The sequence below is a fragment of the Salinivibrio sp. SS3 genome (assembly GCF_001722105.1).
Classification (GTDB): Bacteria; Pseudomonadota; Gammaproteobacteria; order Enterobacterales; family Vibrionaceae; genus Salinivibrio; species Salinivibrio kushneri.
In genome coordinates this window covers 332,146-349,884 of the sequence record NZ_MEBQ01000045.1, presented here as the reverse complement: position 1 = coordinate 349,884, position 17,739 = coordinate 332,146, and the positions used below count along the sequence as shown (strand labels likewise).

The window sequence follows — 17,739 nt, the reverse complement described above, 5'->3', positions numbered from 1 at the left end:
CTCTAGGGCAGGTTCCCAGCCGTTACTCACCCGTCCGCCGCTCGACGTCCAGCAAATCCACCGATGCTTCAATGCTGCCGTTTCCGCTCGACTTGCATGTGTTAGGCCTGCCGCCAGCGTTCAATCTGAGCCATGATCAAACTCTTCAATTTAAGTTTGGTGTTTCCGTAGAAACTGCTCAATGAATACTGATTACTGTTTATCTCCGAAGAGACAAACGAATTGACTGTGCCGAACAACTATAAAAGTTGTCGTTTGGTCACTCAGTTCATCGAATAAATCTTTTTGTCTATTCTTAACGAGTGCCCACACAGATTGCATAGGTCAAATTGTTAAAGAGCACCGCCCAATCTTGAGCGGGAGTGGCATTTTACGCCACCGATGCAATGAGTCAAGCGTTTTGTTTGCTTGGCTGTTTTGCCGTTGTTAGCGCGGTTTGCCGTGCCAACGAGAAGCGAATTATAGAGGCTTGTTTTTGGGATGCAAGCGTTTTTTTTGAAAAAAATCTAACTGTGCAAATAATCGCCAAGACGCTGTTTGCATATCGTTTTAATGGTTAGCAAGCCAACCGGGTATATCAGCGATAGAGTCAACAACGTCAGTTGCTAATGCGACGCCTTGTTCGGTGATAGGTTTACCTGAACGCACTAGCAAACGAGTTGCAACCCCTGCACACTCTGCGGCTTTCATATCATCCGCTTTATCTCCCACCATCACCGAGCGTGACATATCAATATCAAGCTCTTGCTGGGCATCAATCAACATACCCGGCTTGGGTTTGCGACAATCGCAATCAATTCGATACTCACCGACTCCTTCACTGGCATGATGGGGGCAGTAATATATCCCATCAAAATCGACACCTTTATCAGCAAAGTTCCAATCCATCCATTCGGTCAATTGCAAAAAATCTTGCTCCGAAAAGTAGCCTCTTGCGATACCGGCTTGATTGGTCACCAGTACGAGTAAATAGCCGCTTTCTTTCAGCGCCCTACATGCGTCGAACACACCCTCAATATATTCAAAGCTATCGATACTAGACACATAACCGTGATCGACATTAACGACACCATCACGATCGATAAAAACGGCTGGAAGACTCACGCGTTGTTCCCCTCGGTAAATAATGTTGAGATTATGTCACGCCCAAGACTGACTTGCATCCATACTCCCCTCTTCTATCACATGCTAGAGTATATCCACGTTGTTTTAGGTTTATTTGGTTATGTGTTCCCCGTTTTCTATCACCCCAATCGGCACGCTTTACTCTCCTTTTAAAGAGAAGTTTGCGGTACCTCGTCAACCTGGATTAGCGCCGAGTGCACTGGCTTATCTCTGCTTACAGGGGGATGCCAATCAGATCGACGCCGTACGAGGGATTGAACAATACTCTCACCTTTGGTTGCTTTTTCTTTTTGATCAGAACTTAGATAAGGGATGGCGCCCTACCGTCCGGCCACCTCGTTTAGGGGGGAATGAGAAAATGGGTGTGTTTGCCAGCCGGGCTACATTTCGTCCTAATGGCATTGGTATGTCGGCGGTAGAGCTGGTTGATGTCACTCAAGATAGCGGGCAAGTAACCTTGGTATTACGAGGGTGCGATCTTGTTGACCAAACCCCGATTGTGGATATTAAGCCCTATATTCCTTACTCTGACAGTATTCCCGACGCCCAAGGCGGATTTGCTCACACCAAACCCACGCCACTAGACGTTCATTTCTCTGACCGCGCCTTATTGGCATTATCTCAAACCCATCAGCAAGCCTATTATCAACGTGTCATCGCTGAAGTTTTAGCACAAGACCCACGCCCGGCTTATAGAAAAGGTCAACCGGATAATCGCCGCTATGCTGTTCACCTGTTCGACTTTAACGTCACGTTTTACGTGCAAAACGAGCAAATAGAGGTGGCTACCATAGAAGCTTTTGTCGAAACTCCCCCACGCTGTTAATATGCTTGGACTTATTGATCGCCAATATCAACGGATAACTTTACATGCGTACCAGTCAATATCTGCTTTCTACTTTGAAAGAAACCCCTAGCGACGCAGAAATTGTCAGCCACCAGCTGATGTTGCGTGCGGGTATGATTCGAAAACTCGCTTCAGGCCTTTATACTTGGCTTCCTACCGGGGTTCGCGTCCTTCGCCATGTCGAGCGTATTGTTCGCGAAGAAATGAACCGTGCCGGCGCCGTCGAAACCATGATGCCTGTCGTACAACCAGCAGATTTATGGCAAGAAACGGGGCGTTGGGAAAAGTTTGGTCCTGAGCTGCTACGTATTGCTGACCGCCATCAACGTGATTTTGTTTTAGGCCCCACGCATGAAGAAGTGATTACGCACTTGGCGCGCAACGAAATCAATTCATACAAGCAATTGCCGCTCAACTTGTACCAAATCCAAACCAAGTTCCGTGACGAAGTACGTCCTCGTTTTGGCGTCATGCGCTCTCGCGAATTTACCATGAAAGACGCCTACAGCTTCGATATCGACAAAGCGGGTATGGAGCAGAGCTATGAGAAAATGCGCGCGGCTTATTGCGCCATCTTTGACCGCATGGGGCTAGACTACCGTGCCGTATTGGCTGATACCGGCGCCATTGGTGGTTCCGCCTCGCACGAATTCCATGTCCTGGCCGACAGTGGTGAAGATCTGATCGCATTTTCAACCGAGTCCGACTACGCGGCAAATATTGAAAAAGCCGAAGCGCTCGCCCCTCAGGCGCAAGCCGATTCACCCACGCAAGCCATGGCGCTGGTCGATACGCCGAATGCGAAAACCATTGCTGAACTGGTTGAGCAGTTTGACCTCCCGATCGAAAAAACAGTTAAGACGCTTTTCGTCAAAGCGTCTGAACAGGTCGAGTCCGATCTTATCGCACTAATCATCCGTGGCGATCATGAACTCAACGAAGTAAAAGCGGAAAATCTACCTGAGGTAGAAGCACCGCTTACTTTCGCCACCGAAGAAGAAATCCGTGCGCTTGTCGGTGCAGGTCCTGGCTCTTTGGGTCCGGTAAACCTACCGGCACCTTTCATCGTCGATCGCAGTGTTGCGGTAATGAGTGACTTTGGTGCTGGTGCAAACACCGACGATAAACACTACTTCGGAATAAATTGGGGACGCGATGTAGAGCTAGGTCAAGTCGCCGACCTGCGCAATGTCATCGAAGGCGATCCTAGCCCTTGTGGTAAAGGCACATTGATGTTTAAACGTGGCATCGAAGTGGGCCATATCTTCCAGCTGGGCAATAACTACTCACAAAAGATGAATGCTGGCGTACTAGGCCAAGACGGTAAGAACGCCATGTTAGAGATGGGCTGTTACGGCATTGGTATTACGCGTGTTGTGGCTGCAGCGATTGAGCAAAACCATGACCAAAACGGTATTATATGGCCTGACGCCATCGCGCCTTTCAAGGTGGCCATTGTCCCGATGAATATGCACAAATCTGAACGTGTCCGTGAAGCGGCTGAAAAGTTATACACCGATCTTACCGCAGCCGGTATTGAGGTACTTTTTGACGACCGCAAAGAGCGTCCAGGTGTAATGTTCTCTGATATTGAACTTGTCGGCGTGCCTCACACTATCGTCATTGGTGAGCGTAGTATGGATAACGGCGTGTTCGAGTATAAGCATCGTCGAGACGGCGAGAAAGTGCCTTTCTCCATTGAAGATGCACTGACGTTTATTCAGTCAAAGCTTGACTAAATAGCGCCAAAAGCAAGCATGTCATGCCCCGCTCTGCGGGGCATTTTTGTATCAGCTAATCGTCTCGCGTGCTTTTTGGTATGCCTTTTCAGCAAAGTCCCAATTGACCACTTGCCACCAAGCATTGACATAATCTGGGCGCTTATTCTGATAGTTAAGATAGTAAGCATGCTCCCACACATCACAGCCTAACAGCGGCTCTCCTTTCACCTCTGCAATATCCATCAATGGATTATCTTGATTAGGTGTCGATGTAATCGCAAGCTGTCCATCTTCTTTCACTACCAGCCACGCAAAGCCTGACCCAAACTGACCAATCGCCGCCTGACTAAAGGCCTCTTTAAACGCATCGAGTGAGCCGTAGGTCGCTACAATGGCATCATAGAGCGGTCCTTCTGGTGTCCCCTTAGGGTTGGGCGTCATCGATTGCCAATAAATCAAATGGTTGTAATAACCACCGCCATTATTACGAATGGCAGCAGGCAGCGTTGAAACCTCAGCAAATAAAGTCTCAAGCGATTCACCATTACGCGCCGTCTCTTCAATCGCCGCAACAAATTTATCGTAATAGGTTTTGTGGTGACGCTGATGATGAATGCGCATGGTTGCCTCATCAATGTGGGGCTCTAGCGCATCATAAGCATAAGGAAGATCGGGAAAAGAGTAAGTCATGGTGTTGCTCCATCGATGATTAAGACACCACCAGCCTAGATCGAATTGATAACAATTTTCAACCTCATTATCATTAATGATATTTGGGGTCTGTGATATACCGCCGCGCGTGAGATGAAAGAGCGTCTATAATCAAACTGTTAGCGTGGTAATAATGGTAGCCCTATGTCGAAAAACAAACCCAAAATTGCCTTGGTGCTCACTGGCGGCGGTGCACGAGCCGCTTACCAAGTAGGCGTACTCTCGGCGATCGCTCACTGGTACCCGCGGGTGCACACTAGCCCCTTTACCATTTATTGCGGCACATCCGCCGGTGCTATCAACGCGGTATCTTTGGCAAGCTATGCGTCATGTTTTCGACTAGGCGTCAAAAAACTGTCTTGGCTATGGCATCGATTGAACACCTCCCGGGTGCTCGCCAGTCAGCCCAGTGCACTTATCGGCCATCTTTTGTCGCAAACCGGGCAACGCTTTCAATCTCACTACCAACCCACTCAGCCTTTCGGGTTGCTCAATAATCGGCCATTAAGAGAATTACTGAATCAAACGATCAGCTTTAACAAGCTTAATTATCAATTGCTTGCTGGTCATTTAAATGGCTTGTCTGTCACTGCCTCAAACTACCAAACGGGGCAATCGGTGAGTTTCTTTCAAGGCGCATCTCATATCAAACCGTGGGAAAGAGCCCGCGCAGTGGGAAAGCGAAGTCAAATTTCCACCGAACACTTACTGGCCTCTTCAGCCATTCCTTTCGTTTTTCCTGCCTCCAGGATTGGCCACGAGTTTTATGGTGATGGGGCAATTCACCAAATTTCCCCGTTGCGTCCCGCTGTCAAAATGGACGCGGAGCGGATTTTAATTCTGGATCTGACCACAGGAATACGGCGGCCTGAACAAATTAAACACACCGCGCCAGGTTTAGCGATGCTCGGCGGTCATTTAATGAATGCTATCTTTGCGGATACGCTCTCGGCAGACTTAGAGCATTTACAACGGCTTAATCAGGTTGCCAGCGCTTTATCTCCCGACCAGAAAGAGCGTCTAGGGCTGCGCCACATTGATGTGCTTCATCTTCGGCCTTCAGAACCATTTGAACCCATGGCGAACCGCTACTACAGCCATATGCCACTCGCATTGCGCAGCTTGCTTAAGCTTTTGGGGATTAATGCCAGTCAAGATGCCACCTTTGCCAGTTATCTATTATTTGAGCCGGCATACCTTCGCCAGTTGATTGACATTGGCTACCGTGATGCACACAATCACCAATCTGAGATCCTCTCTCTATTGACAGATTAGTTACTTTAAAACAGTATCCTCACTCGCATCCACCCATCGCCATTAGCAAAAATATATAGACTGGCACGATACCTGCTTCATAGATTGAAACCGACGTTATTACTGAGTAGTTGATCACGCATGAATGCCTCGCACATCAAACAATATACAAACTCTGATCGCGCCCCGCGGATTGTCCCGCTCGGTGCCGATCAACGTTTGTTGTTGTTACAAAAGCTGCAAGGCCACCTTGATATCAAAGTGTTGTTTGAAGTCTACGCGCGTGAACTAGAAAAGCAGATCGATATTGGGCGCATTATTTGGGAGCATGATGATATCTCCAACATCATTCGTCGTGGCGCACAACACACATTTCGTCAGACGTTTTCCATCAAGTTCAATAAGCAGCCATTGGGTGTGTTGCAATACTCTACCCCTTACAAGCTCGATCCAGATGAAATCAGCTTGCTCCATACCTATCACAAGCTGCTCGCCGGCCCGCTGAATAATGCCGTTGAATATACACGCGTGAAAAACATGGCATTGCTCGATGGTCTCACTGGCCTACATAACCGCACCAGCTTTGAACAAGACCTTCAGCATGCCGTCGCCGTCTGTGAACGGGAAAATATTGGTCTGGTCATGGTGATGTTCGATATGGACAACTTCAAACAAGTTAATGATACCTATGGCCACTTGGATGGTGATAAGGTACTACGCCGCTTTTCATTGCTGGTCAAAGAAGCTGTGCGCGGCAGCGATCGTTGCTATCGACTCGGTGGCGATGAATTTGCCGTGATCTTGCAACCTGCCAGTAAAAGCTCGGTGAAACACGTGACCTCACGAGTGAAGAGCTTAGTTGGCCAAGATCATTTGTTATCAAGTCACCAGATCAGCGCGTCAGTTGGTTTCTCTGTCTATCGACAAGGTGATAATAACTTGTCGCTCTATGAACGTGCCGACCAAAGTATGTACCGGCAAAAACGCGCACGTTAGCGCTTTCCTCTCCCTAACCAGATTGGGTATAGTGATCCTCATCATTACGTGAGGAGAACACCATGAAAATAGCAGACTGCTGTGACTTGATTCGCCAACGCTACGCGGAAATTGGTAGTGGCGAGCAAGGCTATATACCAGCGGCGATCCATTGCGCATTAAAAGCCCTCAACGATATTGCACAAGACACTGAGATCCAGCAATCGCGTCGAGAGCAAGCCGCATTTGCCGCGGCCAACTTGTTGATCAGCGATCACGAGGACTAAGATGGATCTAAACAATTACGCCACCATGGACCCTGTCATGCTGATGAGCATTGTCAATATGAAGCTACGTGACGAGTTTGACAGCTTGGAGGATCTGGTTCGCTATTATGATATCGACAAAGCCGTACTGTGCACGCGGCTCGAAGAAGCAGGCTTTACGTATATCGAAGACGCCAACCAATTTCGTTAAGTCAACGTCTATACAACGCAAAAAGCGGACATTTCGTCCGCTTTTTTCATTATTGGTCGCGATCTCGACGGCTTTTGTTAGCCCAGTGACACCCACAGGACGGTCGCCACTAATATAGGACAAACGAACTTGACGTAGACAGGCCATATTTTCCAAAACAGGCTCTGCTCAATATCCGCATACCCCTCACGCAAGGCCGACAATTTGCGGTCACGCGACCAAATCCACCCACCAAACAAGCAGAACAATAGCGCTGCAAAGGGCTGGAAGTACTGTGTCGCCACTTTCGCCACCAAACCAAACAAGGTACCGAAATGGAAGACAATCACCGCACTAAACGCGGCAATCAGACCACCCAGGACCCAACTGGTGATTTTACGGCTTGAGCCTAGTCGTTCACTGGCAAGAGCAACCGGGCACTCGAGCATAGAAATCGAAGAGGTCAGCGCCGCAATAGTCATCAGTAAGAAAAAGACCAAAGACACGTAAGGCCCTGCCGCTCCGAGGCTTTCAAACAACAAAGGTAACACGGTAAATACCAGCGTATCGGCACTCAGCAAGCTACCATCTTGCGCGTATATTTCTACGCCTTGGTGCATGGCAACAAACATGGCAGGTAGCACCACCAGACCCGCAATGACTGCCACCGCGGTATCGACCAGCGTGACGCTCAATGCCATCTTAGGCAGATTTTCTTTCTGACTCAGATAAGAGCCATAAATCAGCATCGAGCACCCACCAATGGTCAGCGAGAAAAAGCCTTGTCCCATCGCGGCCAAGAGCAGATCTCTGTCCATGATCTTGGAGAAGTCAGGAATAAGGTAGTGCTTTAAACCCTCTGTCGCCCCAGGTAACGTCATGATGTAGATAAACATCGCGGCAAACAGCACGAATAACGCGGGCATCAACCGCGTCGACCAACGTTCAATCCCTTGTTTCACACCTGCTTGCACAATAAAGATCGTCAACACATAAAAGAGAATAGCGCCAAACAAGTTACGTGAAGCCGAGAAGCCTTTTAACCATGCTGCCGCGTCGGTAAAGTGCAAGATCTCTGCAACCGCCGCAAGGAGAAAAGACACTAACCAGCCGCCAACAATGCTATAGAACGCCAGCACCATACAAGGAACGGCCAGTCCCACTAAACCCACACCGCTTCCTAAGCGCTTCATCAAAGGATTATCACTGAGTGCACGCATGCTATCCAGTGGGTTCGCACGCCCATGACGGCCAATCGCCATTTCCACCACCAACATGGGAAATGCCACCAGCAAAATCATTAACAAGTAGACGAGTAAAAACGCGCCACCGCCATTACTGGCCGCTTGAGTGGGAAATCCCCAAATATTACCCAGTCCCACTGCAGCCCCTGCTGCAGCTAGAACAAAGCCAATCCTAGTACCGAATAATTCGCGACTTGATGCCATTACTGCTTACCTTATGTATCATTAGACTAGTACATTAAGTAATTCGTCACGATTAAGCAAGATAAGATAGTCTAACTGCTCAATTAATCATCACCCGTTCAGTATTCTGATCTCATCCAACTCGCCCGACGTTTGCTCTAGCACCTGGTGAGCGAGCGATGTTAAGTGAGCGAATCGCGCCGGGTGACAGGGAGATTAAGACTCATGCTGCCAAACAAGCCGCCATTGTTTACCGCTTGCGGCCTGACTAACATACCTATCGGCAATGGCCACCACTGTCTCGCCATCGCAAATAATCGGTTGGCGTCGACGTAACCAGCTGGGGATCTCGGCTTCTTGGTAGAGTTTTTTTAGCTTTCGGCGCCCTTGTCGGCCGGCAGGATGAATCGATAAGCCACGAGGGTTAAAGTGTACACGCAGTGCCCGCGACGTGAGATCCCCCAGCGCGAGCCCTTTCGCTTTCGACGAATACGGCAGTAAGTACAAGGTACCCAGTCCATCTGGCAGTGCTAACGGTGTTTCTGGCGTCAATGTGCCCTGCCATTGGGATAAATCGGCATAAGGCAGCACGATATAAAGCTGTTGCTGGAAGCGGCGAATACTCACCGTGCCCACGCTCAAGCTCGGGTTGGCATCCGGTTTAGCGTTGATGACATCAAAGAGCAATGTCTGTAACTGTGCTTGCGTCAAGGTAATACTGTGACGCTTTAGCCAATGGCGCAGCATGGCCTGCGTGAGTGCTAAGTCGTTCTGTGGTAACGCGGTAATAGCCAGGCTGCCCGCTTCTGTCTCCGCTTGTGTCACCATAGGCTCTATCAATCGCGCCAATAAGGACGCTTGTTCACCACACAAGCGCTGGGTGCGCTCAACGGCTTTACGAAAGCCAGGCCAACGAGCATCCGCTTGCGGTAACCAGTGCTGACGCAAAAAATTGCGATCAAAGCGCGTGTCTTGGTTGCTCGGATCGTCCACCCAATCGAGTTGGTGTTGCCGCGCATATGCCTCAAGGCTCGCTCTTGATAGCGTCAAAAAAGGACGTACCAGATAGCCCTGACCCAGAGCACGCACCGCTGGCATCCCAGCTAATCCTTCCAACCCACTGCCGCGCTTCAGGGCGAGGAAAAAGGTTTCAACCTGATCATCACTGTGCTGGGCGGTTAACACCAGTCCATTGGGCTTAAGCAGGTGCGCGATCGCCTGATACCTTGCTTGTCTCGCCGCATGTTCCACACTGAGCGATGTATCCAAGCTCACCCTTTCTACCCAGCAGCGAAATCCGGCGTTGTCCGCCCACATTTGGCACAGCTCAGCCCATTTATCGGCATCGGGATGCAAACCGTGATGAACATGAACCACAAGATAATCATGTTGGGGGTGCTGGTCGCGATACTGCGTCAATAATGCTAGCAACACGCGAGAGTCTAATCCGCCACTGAGCGCCAGTACCACCTGTCGCGGTGTCGATGTCAGCGGGGCTAATGTGTCACTCAGTTGATGGTAAAGCATAGCCATTCATCATTGATATAATGTGTCATTGTTGCCGCCCTTTACGTAAAAGAAAAGGGCCCGCAGGCCCTTTATCGCAGTTCATTCCATCACGATTAGCAGTAACCGTAATTGAGCAAGCGCTGATAGCGGCGATCCCGCAAGCTTTCGGTATCAAGACTGTCTAAATCGCTTAGCTGGGTAAGCAGTGTTTGCTTAATGCTATCCGCCATCGCGTTAATGTCGCGGTGTGCGCCACCCAGAGGCTCAGTGATTACACTATCAACCAAGCCAAGCTCTTTGAGGCGAGGCGCGGTTATCCCCATCGCATCAGCCGCTTGCGGCGCTTTCGCCGCATCACGCCACAAAATAGATGCACAACCCTCGGGGGAGATCACCGAGTAGGTGGAGTACTGCAGCATATTGACATAATCCCCCACGCCAATCGCCAACGCACCACCTGAACCACCTTCACCGACCACATTACAAATTACCGGCACGGTTAGGCCCGCCATTTCTTTGAGGTTACGTGCAATCGCCTCTGATTGGCCTCGCTCCTCGGCTCCGACACCTGGGTAAGCGCCTGCGGTATCGATAAAGGTAATCACCGGCATATTAAAACGCTCGGCCATTTTCATCAGGCGCAGTGCTTTGCGGTAGCCCTCGGGCTTGGGCATACCAAAGTTACGCTTGACCTTTTCATTGGTGTCTCGCCCTTTTTGGTGACCAATCACCATCACAGGACGCCCTTCTAATCGCGCCATTCCTCCCACCAATGCTTTGTCGTCAGCATAGGCGCGGTCGCCAGCCAATTCATCAAACTCATGGAAAATGCGATCCAGATAGTCGTAGGTATATGGGCGCTGCGGATGACGCGCAAGTTGTGCCACCTGCCACGCGCCTAAATCACCAAAGATTTTTCGCGTCAGCTCTAGGCTTTTTGTTTCCAGTTGTTCAATCTCTTTATCCAAGTTAACCGCGTCTTCTCCACCCCGCTTGGAAACAGCGCGAAGGGCCTCAATTTTGGCTTCTAATTCTGCGATAGGTTGTTCAAACTCTAAAAAATTAAGACTCATACCAAGAGAATCCTATTGGTCACCGCCAGTGTACGCGACACGTCACCAGCCTGGATTAGTTAAACTCTAATTCGACCTGCTCTTGACCGAGCAAGCCTTTCAAGGTGTCGATTAATTCATCGGTTGGCGTTACGCGCCACTCTGCGCCTAAGCGTAACCGCGCGCGCGCATCGTCGCGCTGATAGTAAAGATTCACAGGTACTGTACCGGAGCGGTAGGGTGCCAGTGCATCATGAAATCGTTCAAAAAAGGACGCATCGACCTGATCCGAGGTCATCGAAATCCCTAAACAACGCGCATACTTTTCCCGCGCCTGACTAATGTCCATCACTTCACGGGCGGTCATTTTAAGCCCCCCGTTGAAGTCATCAAAGCTGACCTGTCCTGAGACCACTAAAATCCGATCTTTCTCCACCAAGTCAAGATATTTGTCGAGCACATCAGAAAAAAGCATCACTTCCATGCGCCCCGAGCGATCATCAAGGGTTAAGATCCCTAATCGTGACCCCCGTTTGGTGGTCATTACCCGTGCAGCGATCACTAACCCTGCTACCGTCGAGACCACATCACGCTTGGTTGCATGGGCATCTTCTAACCGCCACGTGATGTAGTTTTTTAACTCTTTGCGATAGCTGTTGACCGGATGGCCGGTCAAATACAAGCCCAGTGTTTCTCGCTCCCCTTCTAGCCATACTTTATCTGGCCATGGGTCAGCGTGTGCATAGGCATGCTCTACTTCTTCGGGGGCATCAGTCAACACCCCAAACATATCGGTTTGCCCGTGGGCTTCCGCTTGATGATGTTGGCTTGCCGCACGGATAGCCTCATCAACCGAGGCCATCATTGCGGCACGGTGAGGACCCAACTTATCCATGGCACCGGCACGGATGAGGCGTTCAATCACTCGTTTATTAACTTTTTTGGTATCAATGCGAGCACAAAAATCAAACAAGTCTCGGAAATAACCGTCTTGCTCACGCGCAGCAACAATGGTATCGATAGGGCCTTCGCCGACCCCTTTTATCGCCCCAATACCGTAAACAATTTCCCCTTGCTCGTTGACGGTGAAATGGTGCAATCCCGCATTCACATCCGGCGGTAAAACCGTCAGTTTCATGCGCCGACACTCTTCCACCAGCCCCACGACTTTATCCGTGTTATCCATGTCTGCGGTCATTACCGCCGCCATGAACTCCGCGGGGTAATGCGCTTTTAACCACAGTGTTTGATATGAGACCAGTGCGTAAGCGGCGGAGTGCGATTTGTTGAAACCATAGCCAGCGAACTTCTCTACCAAATCAAAGATCCGCATCGCTAGCTCGCCATCAATGCCGTTGGCGATTGCCCCTTTTTCAAAAATGTCTCGCTGCTTGGCCATTTCTTCTGGCTTTTTCTTACCCATGGCACGACGCAACAAGTCCGCGCCGCCGAGAGTATAGCCTGCGAGTGTCTGAGCGATCTGCATCACCTGCTCTTGATAGAGAATGATGCCATAGGTGGGCTCAAGCGTTTCTTTCAACGAATCGTGTTGCCATTTTTCATCCGGGTAAGACACGACTTCACGGCCATGCTTACGGTCGATAAAGTTATCCACCATCCCTGATTGCAACGGGCCAGGACGGAACAAGGCCACCAAAGCGATCATATCTTCAAAGCAATCAGGCTGAAGCCGTTTAATCAGCTCTTTCATGCCCCGCGATTCCAGCTGGAAGACGGCGGTCGTCTCGGCTTTGCGCAGCATTTCAAATGAAGGTTGATCAGCCATCGGGATCGCGGCGATATCAATGGGATCTTTCCCTTGACGCTGTAAGCGCGGATTTATCATCCCCAACGCCCAGTCGATAATGGTCAGCGTCCGTAGGCCCAAAAAGTCAAACTTCACGAGACCGGCGGTTTCAACGTCGTTTTTATCAAACTGCGTAACTGGATGATGCCCTTCACTGTCGCAATAAAGGGGAGAAAAATCGGTAATCGTGGTGGGTGATATCACCACCCCGCCCGCGTGCTTACCCGCATTTCGAGTCACCCCTTCGAGCATCCGCGCCATATCAATCAGCGCTTTAACTTCCTCATCGCTGTTGTACACCTCGACCAACTGGGGCTCGGCGTCAAAGGCTTTCTCGAGGGTCATTCCAGGATCGGGTGGCACCAGCTTGGAAATCCGGTCCACAAAGCCATATGGGTGCCCTAACACGCGTCCTACATCACGGATCACGGCTTTCGCCGCCATGGTACCGAAGGTAATGATCTGCGATACCGCATCACGCCCGTACATTTCAGCGACGTGATCGATCACTAGATCACGCTTATCCATGCAAAAGTCGACATCGAAGTCGGGCATGGAAACCCGTTCGGGGTTCAAAAAGCGCTCGAAGAGAAGATCAAACTGGAGTGGATCGAGGTCGGTAATTTTTAGCGCATAAGCCACCAAAGAGCCGGCTCCTGAGCCTCGCCCTGGGCCCACAGGGATATCATTGTCTTTTGACCATTGGATAAACTCCATCACGATCAAAAAGTAGCCGGGAAACCCCATTTGGTTGATGACCCCAAGCTCGCGCTCTAGTCGTGCATCATAGTCGGGGCGTCGGCGCGCTCTTTCCACTTCATCAGGAAAGAGAAAGGCAAGACGCTCTTCCAAGCCTTCTTGTGAGCGCTTGACCAAGTATTGATCAATTTCCATTCCCTCTGTGGGGAAGTTCGGCAAAAAGTACTCATCCAATCGCACCGGCACGTTACAACGCTTGGCTATTTCTACGCTATTGGTCAATGCCTCGGGAATATCCGCGAAGAGCTCACACATCTCTTGCTCGGTACGCAAATACTGTTCGGCGCTGTATTTCTTGGGGCGACGAGGATCATCGAGCGTGAAACCATCATGAATCGCAACTCGGATCTCATGCGCATCAAACTCCTCAGATGAAATGAAGCAGACTTCATTGGTCGCCACCACAGGCAAGTCATGCTCGGTCGCGAAATCAACTGCAAAATGTAGATAGACTTCTTCATCCTGGCGCCCAGTGCGCACCAGCTCCATGTAATACGCATCCGGGAAATAGGTCTGGTAAAAGTGAGCACACTCTTTTGCCAGCGCTTGATTGCCTTTAAGCAAGGCTTTACCCAAGTCGCCGCGGCAGCCGCCGGATAACACAATCAACCCTTCCGAATGCTCAATCAGCCATTGCTGATCGATCACTGGGCGATGCTGAATATGTCCGCGTAAGTAGGCCTTGGAGATCAGCAAGGTCAGGTTCTTATAGCCCGTTTTGTCAGTCGCTAATAAGGTCAGCTGACAAAGCTCCTCGCCAAACGCCTCCGATTGCACCAAAAAATCAGCGCCAATTATCGGCTTCACACCGACATTGTTGGCAGTGTTGTAGAACTTAACCAACCCACACAGGTTGCTAAAGTCAGTCAGCGCCATGGCAGGCATGCCCATTTCCGCCACTTTTTTTACCAGTGGTGGCACCTTGGACAAACCATCAACCATGGAAAAGTCACTGTGAATACGTAAATGGACAAAACGTGGCTCAGACATACGGCTCGTTACTTAACGGTAATAAGGGCTGGGATCACACGACTAGTCAATGCCCAGTGCGCGCTTAACGGGTTTAAAACTTTTACGGTGCATAGGTAATGCGCCATGCTCGGCTAACGCTGCCATGTGGACCTTGGTGGGATAGCCCTTATGTTGCGCAAACCCATAATTCGGGTAAGCGGCGTCCAACATAGCCATTTCATGGTCACGATCGACTTTTGCCAAGATCGAGGCGGCGCTAATTTCTGCGACCCGCAAGTCACCTTTCACCACAGCCTCAGCAGGCATCGACAAGGGTGGCACCCGGTTGCCGTCAATTAATGCGTAATCCGGCGTCACCGACAAGCCATCAACCGCGCGCTGCATCGCCAGCATGGTGGCATGTAAAATATTCAGCGAATCGATTTCATCAGGCTCTGCGCGCCCGACTGACCAAGCCAAGGCTTTTTGTTTGATTTCATCATACAAGGCAAGACGCTTTTTCTCGCTCAGTTTTTTCGAATCTGTCAAACCCACAATAGGCTGCGCGGGATCGAGAATCACCGCGGCAGTGACCACAGCACCGACCAAGGGCCCACGTCCGACTTCGTCGACCCCCGCGATAAGCTGTGCATCAGGGTAGTGAAAAGGGTGTTCAGTCATGGTCATCTAATAAATTTAATACGGCATTGGCTGCAGACGTATCCGCATCTTTGCGGATGGTGTGATGCAACTCAGTAAAGGTGGTCAACAATGCCTGGTTATCACTGTCTAATTGCGCACTGACCGCGTCAGCCAGTGCGCCTGGTTCACACTCTTCTTGCAGCAGTTCCGGCACTAAAGGCGCGTCAGCGAGAATATTGGGTAAGGAAACATACTGCGTTTTAAGCAGGCGTTTGGCAAGCCATGCCGTGACCGGCTTGACCTTGTATCCCACCACCATCGGGCGCTTAAGTAACATGCACTCTAACGCTACGGTGCCCGAGGCAAGTAATACCGAGTCAGCCGCGCTAATCACTTGGCGCGCCGTATCGTCAACCAGCGTAAATGACAATTCAGGCGCAATCGTCTGCCAGATCTGTTCAAATTGCTGGCGTCGAGTCTCGTTAACAAGCGCCACCACAAAGCCCAGATCAGGGTGTCGTGCTGCCAGTTGCTGACACGCTTTTATAAACGGCGGGGCTAACATCGACATTTCACTGCCACGGCTACCGGGTAGCACGGCTAGCCAGCGCTTGCTGCTATCCAGCCCAAGCGCGCGCTGCGCGGCGAGTTTATCCACCTGCATCGGAATGCTATCGGCCATGGTGTGGCCGACAAAGGCACAAGGCACGTCAAACTTATCGTAAAACGCTTTCTCGAAGGGCAAAAAAGCCAGAACCAGATCCGTTGCCGCGGCAATCTTAAAAATCCGCTTTTGCCGCCATGCCCACACTGATGGGCTAACATAATGGACGGTTTTTATCCCCGCTTGTTTTAACGACGCCTCGAGGCGTAGATTAAAATCCGGGGCATCGATACCGATGAAGACATCTGGCGGATTGACGGTAAAGTGCTTAACCAACGCCGTTTTTACTTTCAGCAAACGTGGTAGCCGTCCCAGCACTTCTACCAGCCCCATGACCGACAGCTCTTCCATATCGAATAAGCTATGGCAGCCTTGAGCCATCATTCTTGGCCCCCCAATGCCGACAAACTCAACATGGGGGTGTTGGGTACGCATCGCTTTGATTAGGCCTTCACCTAAAACATCGCCGGAGATTTCCCCGGCGACAATTCCAACACGTAATGGGCGTTCACTGGGTAACATCAACGAATAACGCCTCGCGTCGAACGCTCAAAAAACTCAATAAACAGCGCTAGCGCCGGCTCACTATCCGCTTGCTCGGCCAGCTCTTTTTTCACTTCTTCCAGTGTTTTGCCTGAGCGATACATGTTTTTGTACACCGAGCGAATCGCCCGGATGGAGGACTTTTCAAAGCCACGGCGTTTGAGCCCTTCAACATTAATGCCAAATGGCGCGCAATGATTGCCCTGTGCCATCACATAAGGCGGAACATCTTGTACGACTATCGACCCACCACCGAGCATCGCGTGACTACCAATGACGCAGAACTGGTGAATGGCGGACATGCCACCGACAATCGCATAGTCATCGACATGAACGTGGCCCGCTAAGGTGGCGTTGTTGGCAAAAATACAATGATTACCGACCACACAATCATGGGCGACGTGGGCATTAATCATAAACAGGTTGTCACTACCAACTTTGGTTTCGCCTTTATCTTGGACCGTACCACGATGCATGGTCACGCTTTCACGAATGGTGTTGCGATCACCAATTTCTAGCGTGGTTGGCTCCCCAGCATATTTGAGATCTTGGCACGCCTCACCAATGGACGCGAATTGATAAATGCGGTTATCTGCGCCGATACGGGTCGGGCCTTTGATCACGACATGTGTCATCACCTCGGTGCCCGCGCCGATTTCAACCCCTTCGCCAATATAAGAAAAAGCGCCAATGTTGACATTTTCGCCCAATACGACGCCGTCTTCGACAACCGCAGTGGGGTGAATGTAAGCCGTTTCGTGGATCACAATTAGATCTCTCTTCTTGCGCACTTCAGTTCCGCCGAGCAGACAACTTCGCCATCTACTTTCGCGACCCCATTAAAGGCCGCAATACCTCGACGCTCTCTAATAAACTCCACCTCAAGCACCAATTGGTCGCCCGGTGAAACCGGACGGCGGAATTTCGCATTATCAATGCTTGCAAAGTAGTATAGCTCGTTGTCTTTCGGCTTACCGAAGGTCTTAAATGCCAATAAGCCTGTTGCTTGCGCCATGGCCTCTAGAATGAGTACGCCTGGTAAAACAGGCAACTGCGGGAAATGACCCGTAAATTGCGGCTCATTAACAGTGATGTTTTTAATCGCGTGAAGGTATTGCCCTTCTTCAAAATCGATAACGCGATCAATCAACAAAAAAGGATAGCGATGTGGTAACAGCTCTTTGATTTCGTTGATATGTAGAACTTTGTTTTCGCGAGTCAAGGTAGTATTCCCGTTCAAATCCAATATTGACTTCATTAACGCAAAACGGCCCGCGTTACTAAGGCGGGCCTGTC

16 protein-coding genes and 1 rRNA gene are annotated in these 17,739 nt (G+C 50.3%); 6 read left to right on the top strand and 11 right to left on the bottom strand.

The genetic code is table 11. From position 1 onward, the window contains the following. Both BGL48_RS15930 and gmhB read right to left on the bottom strand, forming a co-directional pair. Positions 1-152: ribosomal RNA gene (locus BGL48_RS15930) — 16S ribosomal RNA — on the bottom strand; the annotation flags it as partial. Between the two features lie 397 nt (positions 153-549). After that, complete coding sequence (gene gmhB, locus BGL48_RS15920) at positions 550-1,104, bottom strand: D-glycero-beta-D-manno-heptose 1,7-bisphosphate 7-phosphatase (RefSeq protein ID WP_069363561.1); 555 nt, start codon at positions 1,102-1,104, stop codon at positions 550-552. Between the two features lie 121 nt (positions 1,105-1,225). On the opposite strand from gmhB, the gene tsaA reads away from it, so the two are divergent. Further along, entirely contained in the window at positions 1,226-1,951 is a 726-nt protein-coding gene (gene tsaA, locus BGL48_RS15915) for a tRNA (N6-threonylcarbamoyladenosine(37)-N6)-methyltransferase TrmO (protein ID WP_069363560.1), read from the top strand. A 44-nt stretch (positions 1,952-1,995) separates the two neighbouring features. Beyond that, the gene (locus tag BGL48_RS15910; protein WP_069363559.1) at positions 1,996-3,711 is read left to right on the top strand and encodes a proline--tRNA ligase; all 1,716 of its coding nucleotides are present in this window, start codon (positions 1,996-1,998) and stop codon (positions 3,709-3,711) included. 51 nt (positions 3,712-3,762) lie between these two features. On the opposite strand, the gene BGL48_RS15905 is transcribed toward BGL48_RS15910, so the two are convergent. Then, positions 3,763-4,383, bottom strand: a complete 621-nt coding sequence (locus BGL48_RS15905) for a superoxide dismutase (RefSeq protein ID WP_069363558.1) — start codon at positions 4,381-4,383, stop codon at positions 3,763-3,765. Positions 4,384-4,548: 165 nt separating this feature from the next. Between BGL48_RS15905 and BGL48_RS15900 the strand changes: the two genes are divergently transcribed. The 4 genes from BGL48_RS15900 to BGL48_RS15885 all read left to right on the top strand — a co-directional run bounded on the left by BGL48_RS15900 (position 4,549) and on the right by BGL48_RS15885 (position 7,110). Further along, a complete protein-coding gene (locus BGL48_RS15900) occupies positions 4,549-5,679 on the top strand; it encodes a patatin-like phospholipase family protein (protein WP_069363557.1) in 1,131 nt (376 codons plus the stop codon). 120 nt (positions 5,680-5,799) lie between these two features. Continuing rightward, the gene (locus BGL48_RS15895) at positions 5,800-6,654 is read left to right on the top strand and encodes a GGDEF domain-containing protein (protein WP_069363556.1); all 855 of its coding nucleotides are present in this window, start codon (positions 5,800-5,802) and stop codon (positions 6,652-6,654) included. A gap of 62 nt (positions 6,655-6,716) precedes the next feature. Next, complete coding sequence (locus BGL48_RS15890) at positions 6,717-6,920, top strand: YaeP family protein (protein WP_069363555.1); 204 nt, start codon at positions 6,717-6,719, stop codon at positions 6,918-6,920. Position 6,921: 1 nt separating this feature from the next. After that, on the top strand, positions 6,922-7,110 hold the full coding sequence (locus BGL48_RS15885) for a DUF4250 domain-containing protein (RefSeq protein WP_046074193.1): 189 nt from the start codon (positions 6,922-6,924) through the stop codon (positions 7,108-7,110). A 77-nt stretch (positions 7,111-7,187) separates the two neighbouring features. Here BGL48_RS15885 and BGL48_RS15880 read toward each other — a convergent pair whose 3' ends face one another. The 8 genes from BGL48_RS15880 to fabZ all read right to left on the bottom strand — a co-directional run bounded on the left by BGL48_RS15880 (position 7,188) and on the right by fabZ (position 17,665). Further along, entirely contained in the window at positions 7,188-8,537 is a 1,350-nt protein-coding gene (locus BGL48_RS15880) for a sodium-dependent transporter (RefSeq protein ID WP_069363554.1), read from the bottom strand. A 195-nt stretch (positions 8,538-8,732) separates the two neighbouring features. Beyond that, the gene (gene tilS, locus BGL48_RS15875) at positions 8,733-10,043 is read right to left on the bottom strand and encodes a tRNA lysidine(34) synthetase TilS (protein ID WP_069363553.1); all 1,311 of its coding nucleotides are present in this window, start codon (positions 10,041-10,043) and stop codon (positions 8,733-8,735) included. A 95-nt stretch (positions 10,044-10,138) separates the two neighbouring features. Then, positions 10,139-11,098, bottom strand: coding sequence for an acetyl-CoA carboxylase carboxyl transferase subunit alpha (accA, locus tag BGL48_RS15870; protein WP_069363552.1), 960 nt, complete (start codon positions 11,096-11,098; stop codon positions 10,139-10,141). Between the two features lie 55 nt (positions 11,099-11,153). Further along, the gene (gene dnaE / locus BGL48_RS15865) at positions 11,154-14,633 is read right to left on the bottom strand and encodes a DNA polymerase III subunit alpha (RefSeq protein WP_069363551.1); all 3,480 of its coding nucleotides are present in this window, start codon (positions 14,631-14,633) and stop codon (positions 11,154-11,156) included. A gap of 42 nt (positions 14,634-14,675) precedes the next feature. Next, the gene (gene rnhB, locus BGL48_RS15860) at positions 14,676-15,275 is read right to left on the bottom strand and encodes a ribonuclease HII (RefSeq protein WP_069363580.1); all 600 of its coding nucleotides are present in this window, start codon (positions 15,273-15,275) and stop codon (positions 14,676-14,678) included. Next, positions 15,268-16,422, bottom strand: a complete 1,155-nt coding sequence (gene lpxB, locus BGL48_RS15855; RefSeq protein ID WP_069363550.1) for a lipid-A-disaccharide synthase — start codon at positions 16,420-16,422, stop codon at positions 15,268-15,270. The genes rnhB and lpxB overlap by 8 nt, the downstream gene beginning before the upstream one ends. Beyond that, the gene (gene lpxA / locus BGL48_RS15850; protein WP_069363549.1) at positions 16,422-17,210 is read right to left on the bottom strand and encodes an acyl-ACP--UDP-N-acetylglucosamine O-acyltransferase; all 789 of its coding nucleotides are present in this window, start codon (positions 17,208-17,210) and stop codon (positions 16,422-16,424) included. The genes lpxB and lpxA overlap by 1 nt, the downstream gene beginning before the upstream one ends. 2 nt (positions 17,211-17,212) lie before the next feature. Further along, the gene (fabZ, locus tag BGL48_RS15845; protein ID WP_069363579.1) at positions 17,213-17,665 is read right to left on the bottom strand and encodes a 3-hydroxyacyl-ACP dehydratase FabZ; all 453 of its coding nucleotides are present in this window, start codon (positions 17,663-17,665) and stop codon (positions 17,213-17,215) included. Between the last annotated feature and the right edge of the window lie 74 nt (positions 17,666-17,739).

Excerpts from the sequence above, each read along its gene's own strand:
- BGL48_RS15880 (WP_069363554.1), bottom strand. The coding sequence starts at position 8,537 with ATGGCATCAAGTCGCGAATTATTCGGTACTAGGATTGGCTTTGTTCTA.
- BGL48_RS15910 (WP_069363559.1), top strand. The coding sequence starts at position 1,996 with ATGCGTACCAGTCAATATCTGCTTTCTACTTTGAAAGAAACCCCTAGC.
- BGL48_RS15900 (WP_069363557.1), top strand. The coding sequence starts at position 4,549 with ATGTCGAAAAACAAACCCAAAATTGCCTTGGTGCTCACTGGCGGCGGT.
- BGL48_RS15905 (WP_069363558.1), bottom strand. The coding sequence starts at position 4,383 with ATGACTTACTCTTTTCCCGATCTTCCTTATGCTTATGATGCGCTAGAG.
- tsaA (WP_069363560.1), top strand. The coding sequence starts at position 1,226 with ATGTGTTCCCCGTTTTCTATCACCCCAATCGGCACGCTTTACTCTCCT.
- accA (WP_069363552.1), bottom strand. The coding sequence starts at position 11,098 with ATGAGTCTTAATTTTTTAGAGTTTGAACAACCTATCGCAGAATTAGAA.
- rnhB (WP_069363580.1), bottom strand. The coding sequence starts at position 15,275 with ATGACTGAACACCCTTTTCACTACCCTGATGCACAGCTTATCGCGGGG.
- BGL48_RS15885 (WP_046074193.1), top strand. The coding sequence starts at position 6,922 with ATGGATCTAAACAATTACGCCACCATGGACCCTGTCATGCTGATGAGC.
- BGL48_RS15890 (WP_069363555.1), top strand. The coding sequence starts at position 6,717 with ATGAAAATAGCAGACTGCTGTGACTTGATTCGCCAACGCTACGCGGAA.
- lpxB (WP_069363550.1), bottom strand. The coding sequence starts at position 16,422 with ATGTTACCCAGTGAACGCCCATTACGTGTTGGAATTGTCGCCGGGGAA.
- tilS (WP_069363553.1), bottom strand. The coding sequence starts at position 10,043 with ATGCTTTACCATCAACTGAGTGACACATTAGCCCCGCTGACATCGACA.
- BGL48_RS15895 (WP_069363556.1), top strand. The coding sequence starts at position 5,800 with ATGAATGCCTCGCACATCAAACAATATACAAACTCTGATCGCGCCCCG.
- dnaE (WP_069363551.1), bottom strand. The coding sequence starts at position 14,633 with ATGTCTGAGCCACGTTTTGTCCATTTACGTATTCACAGTGACTTTTCC.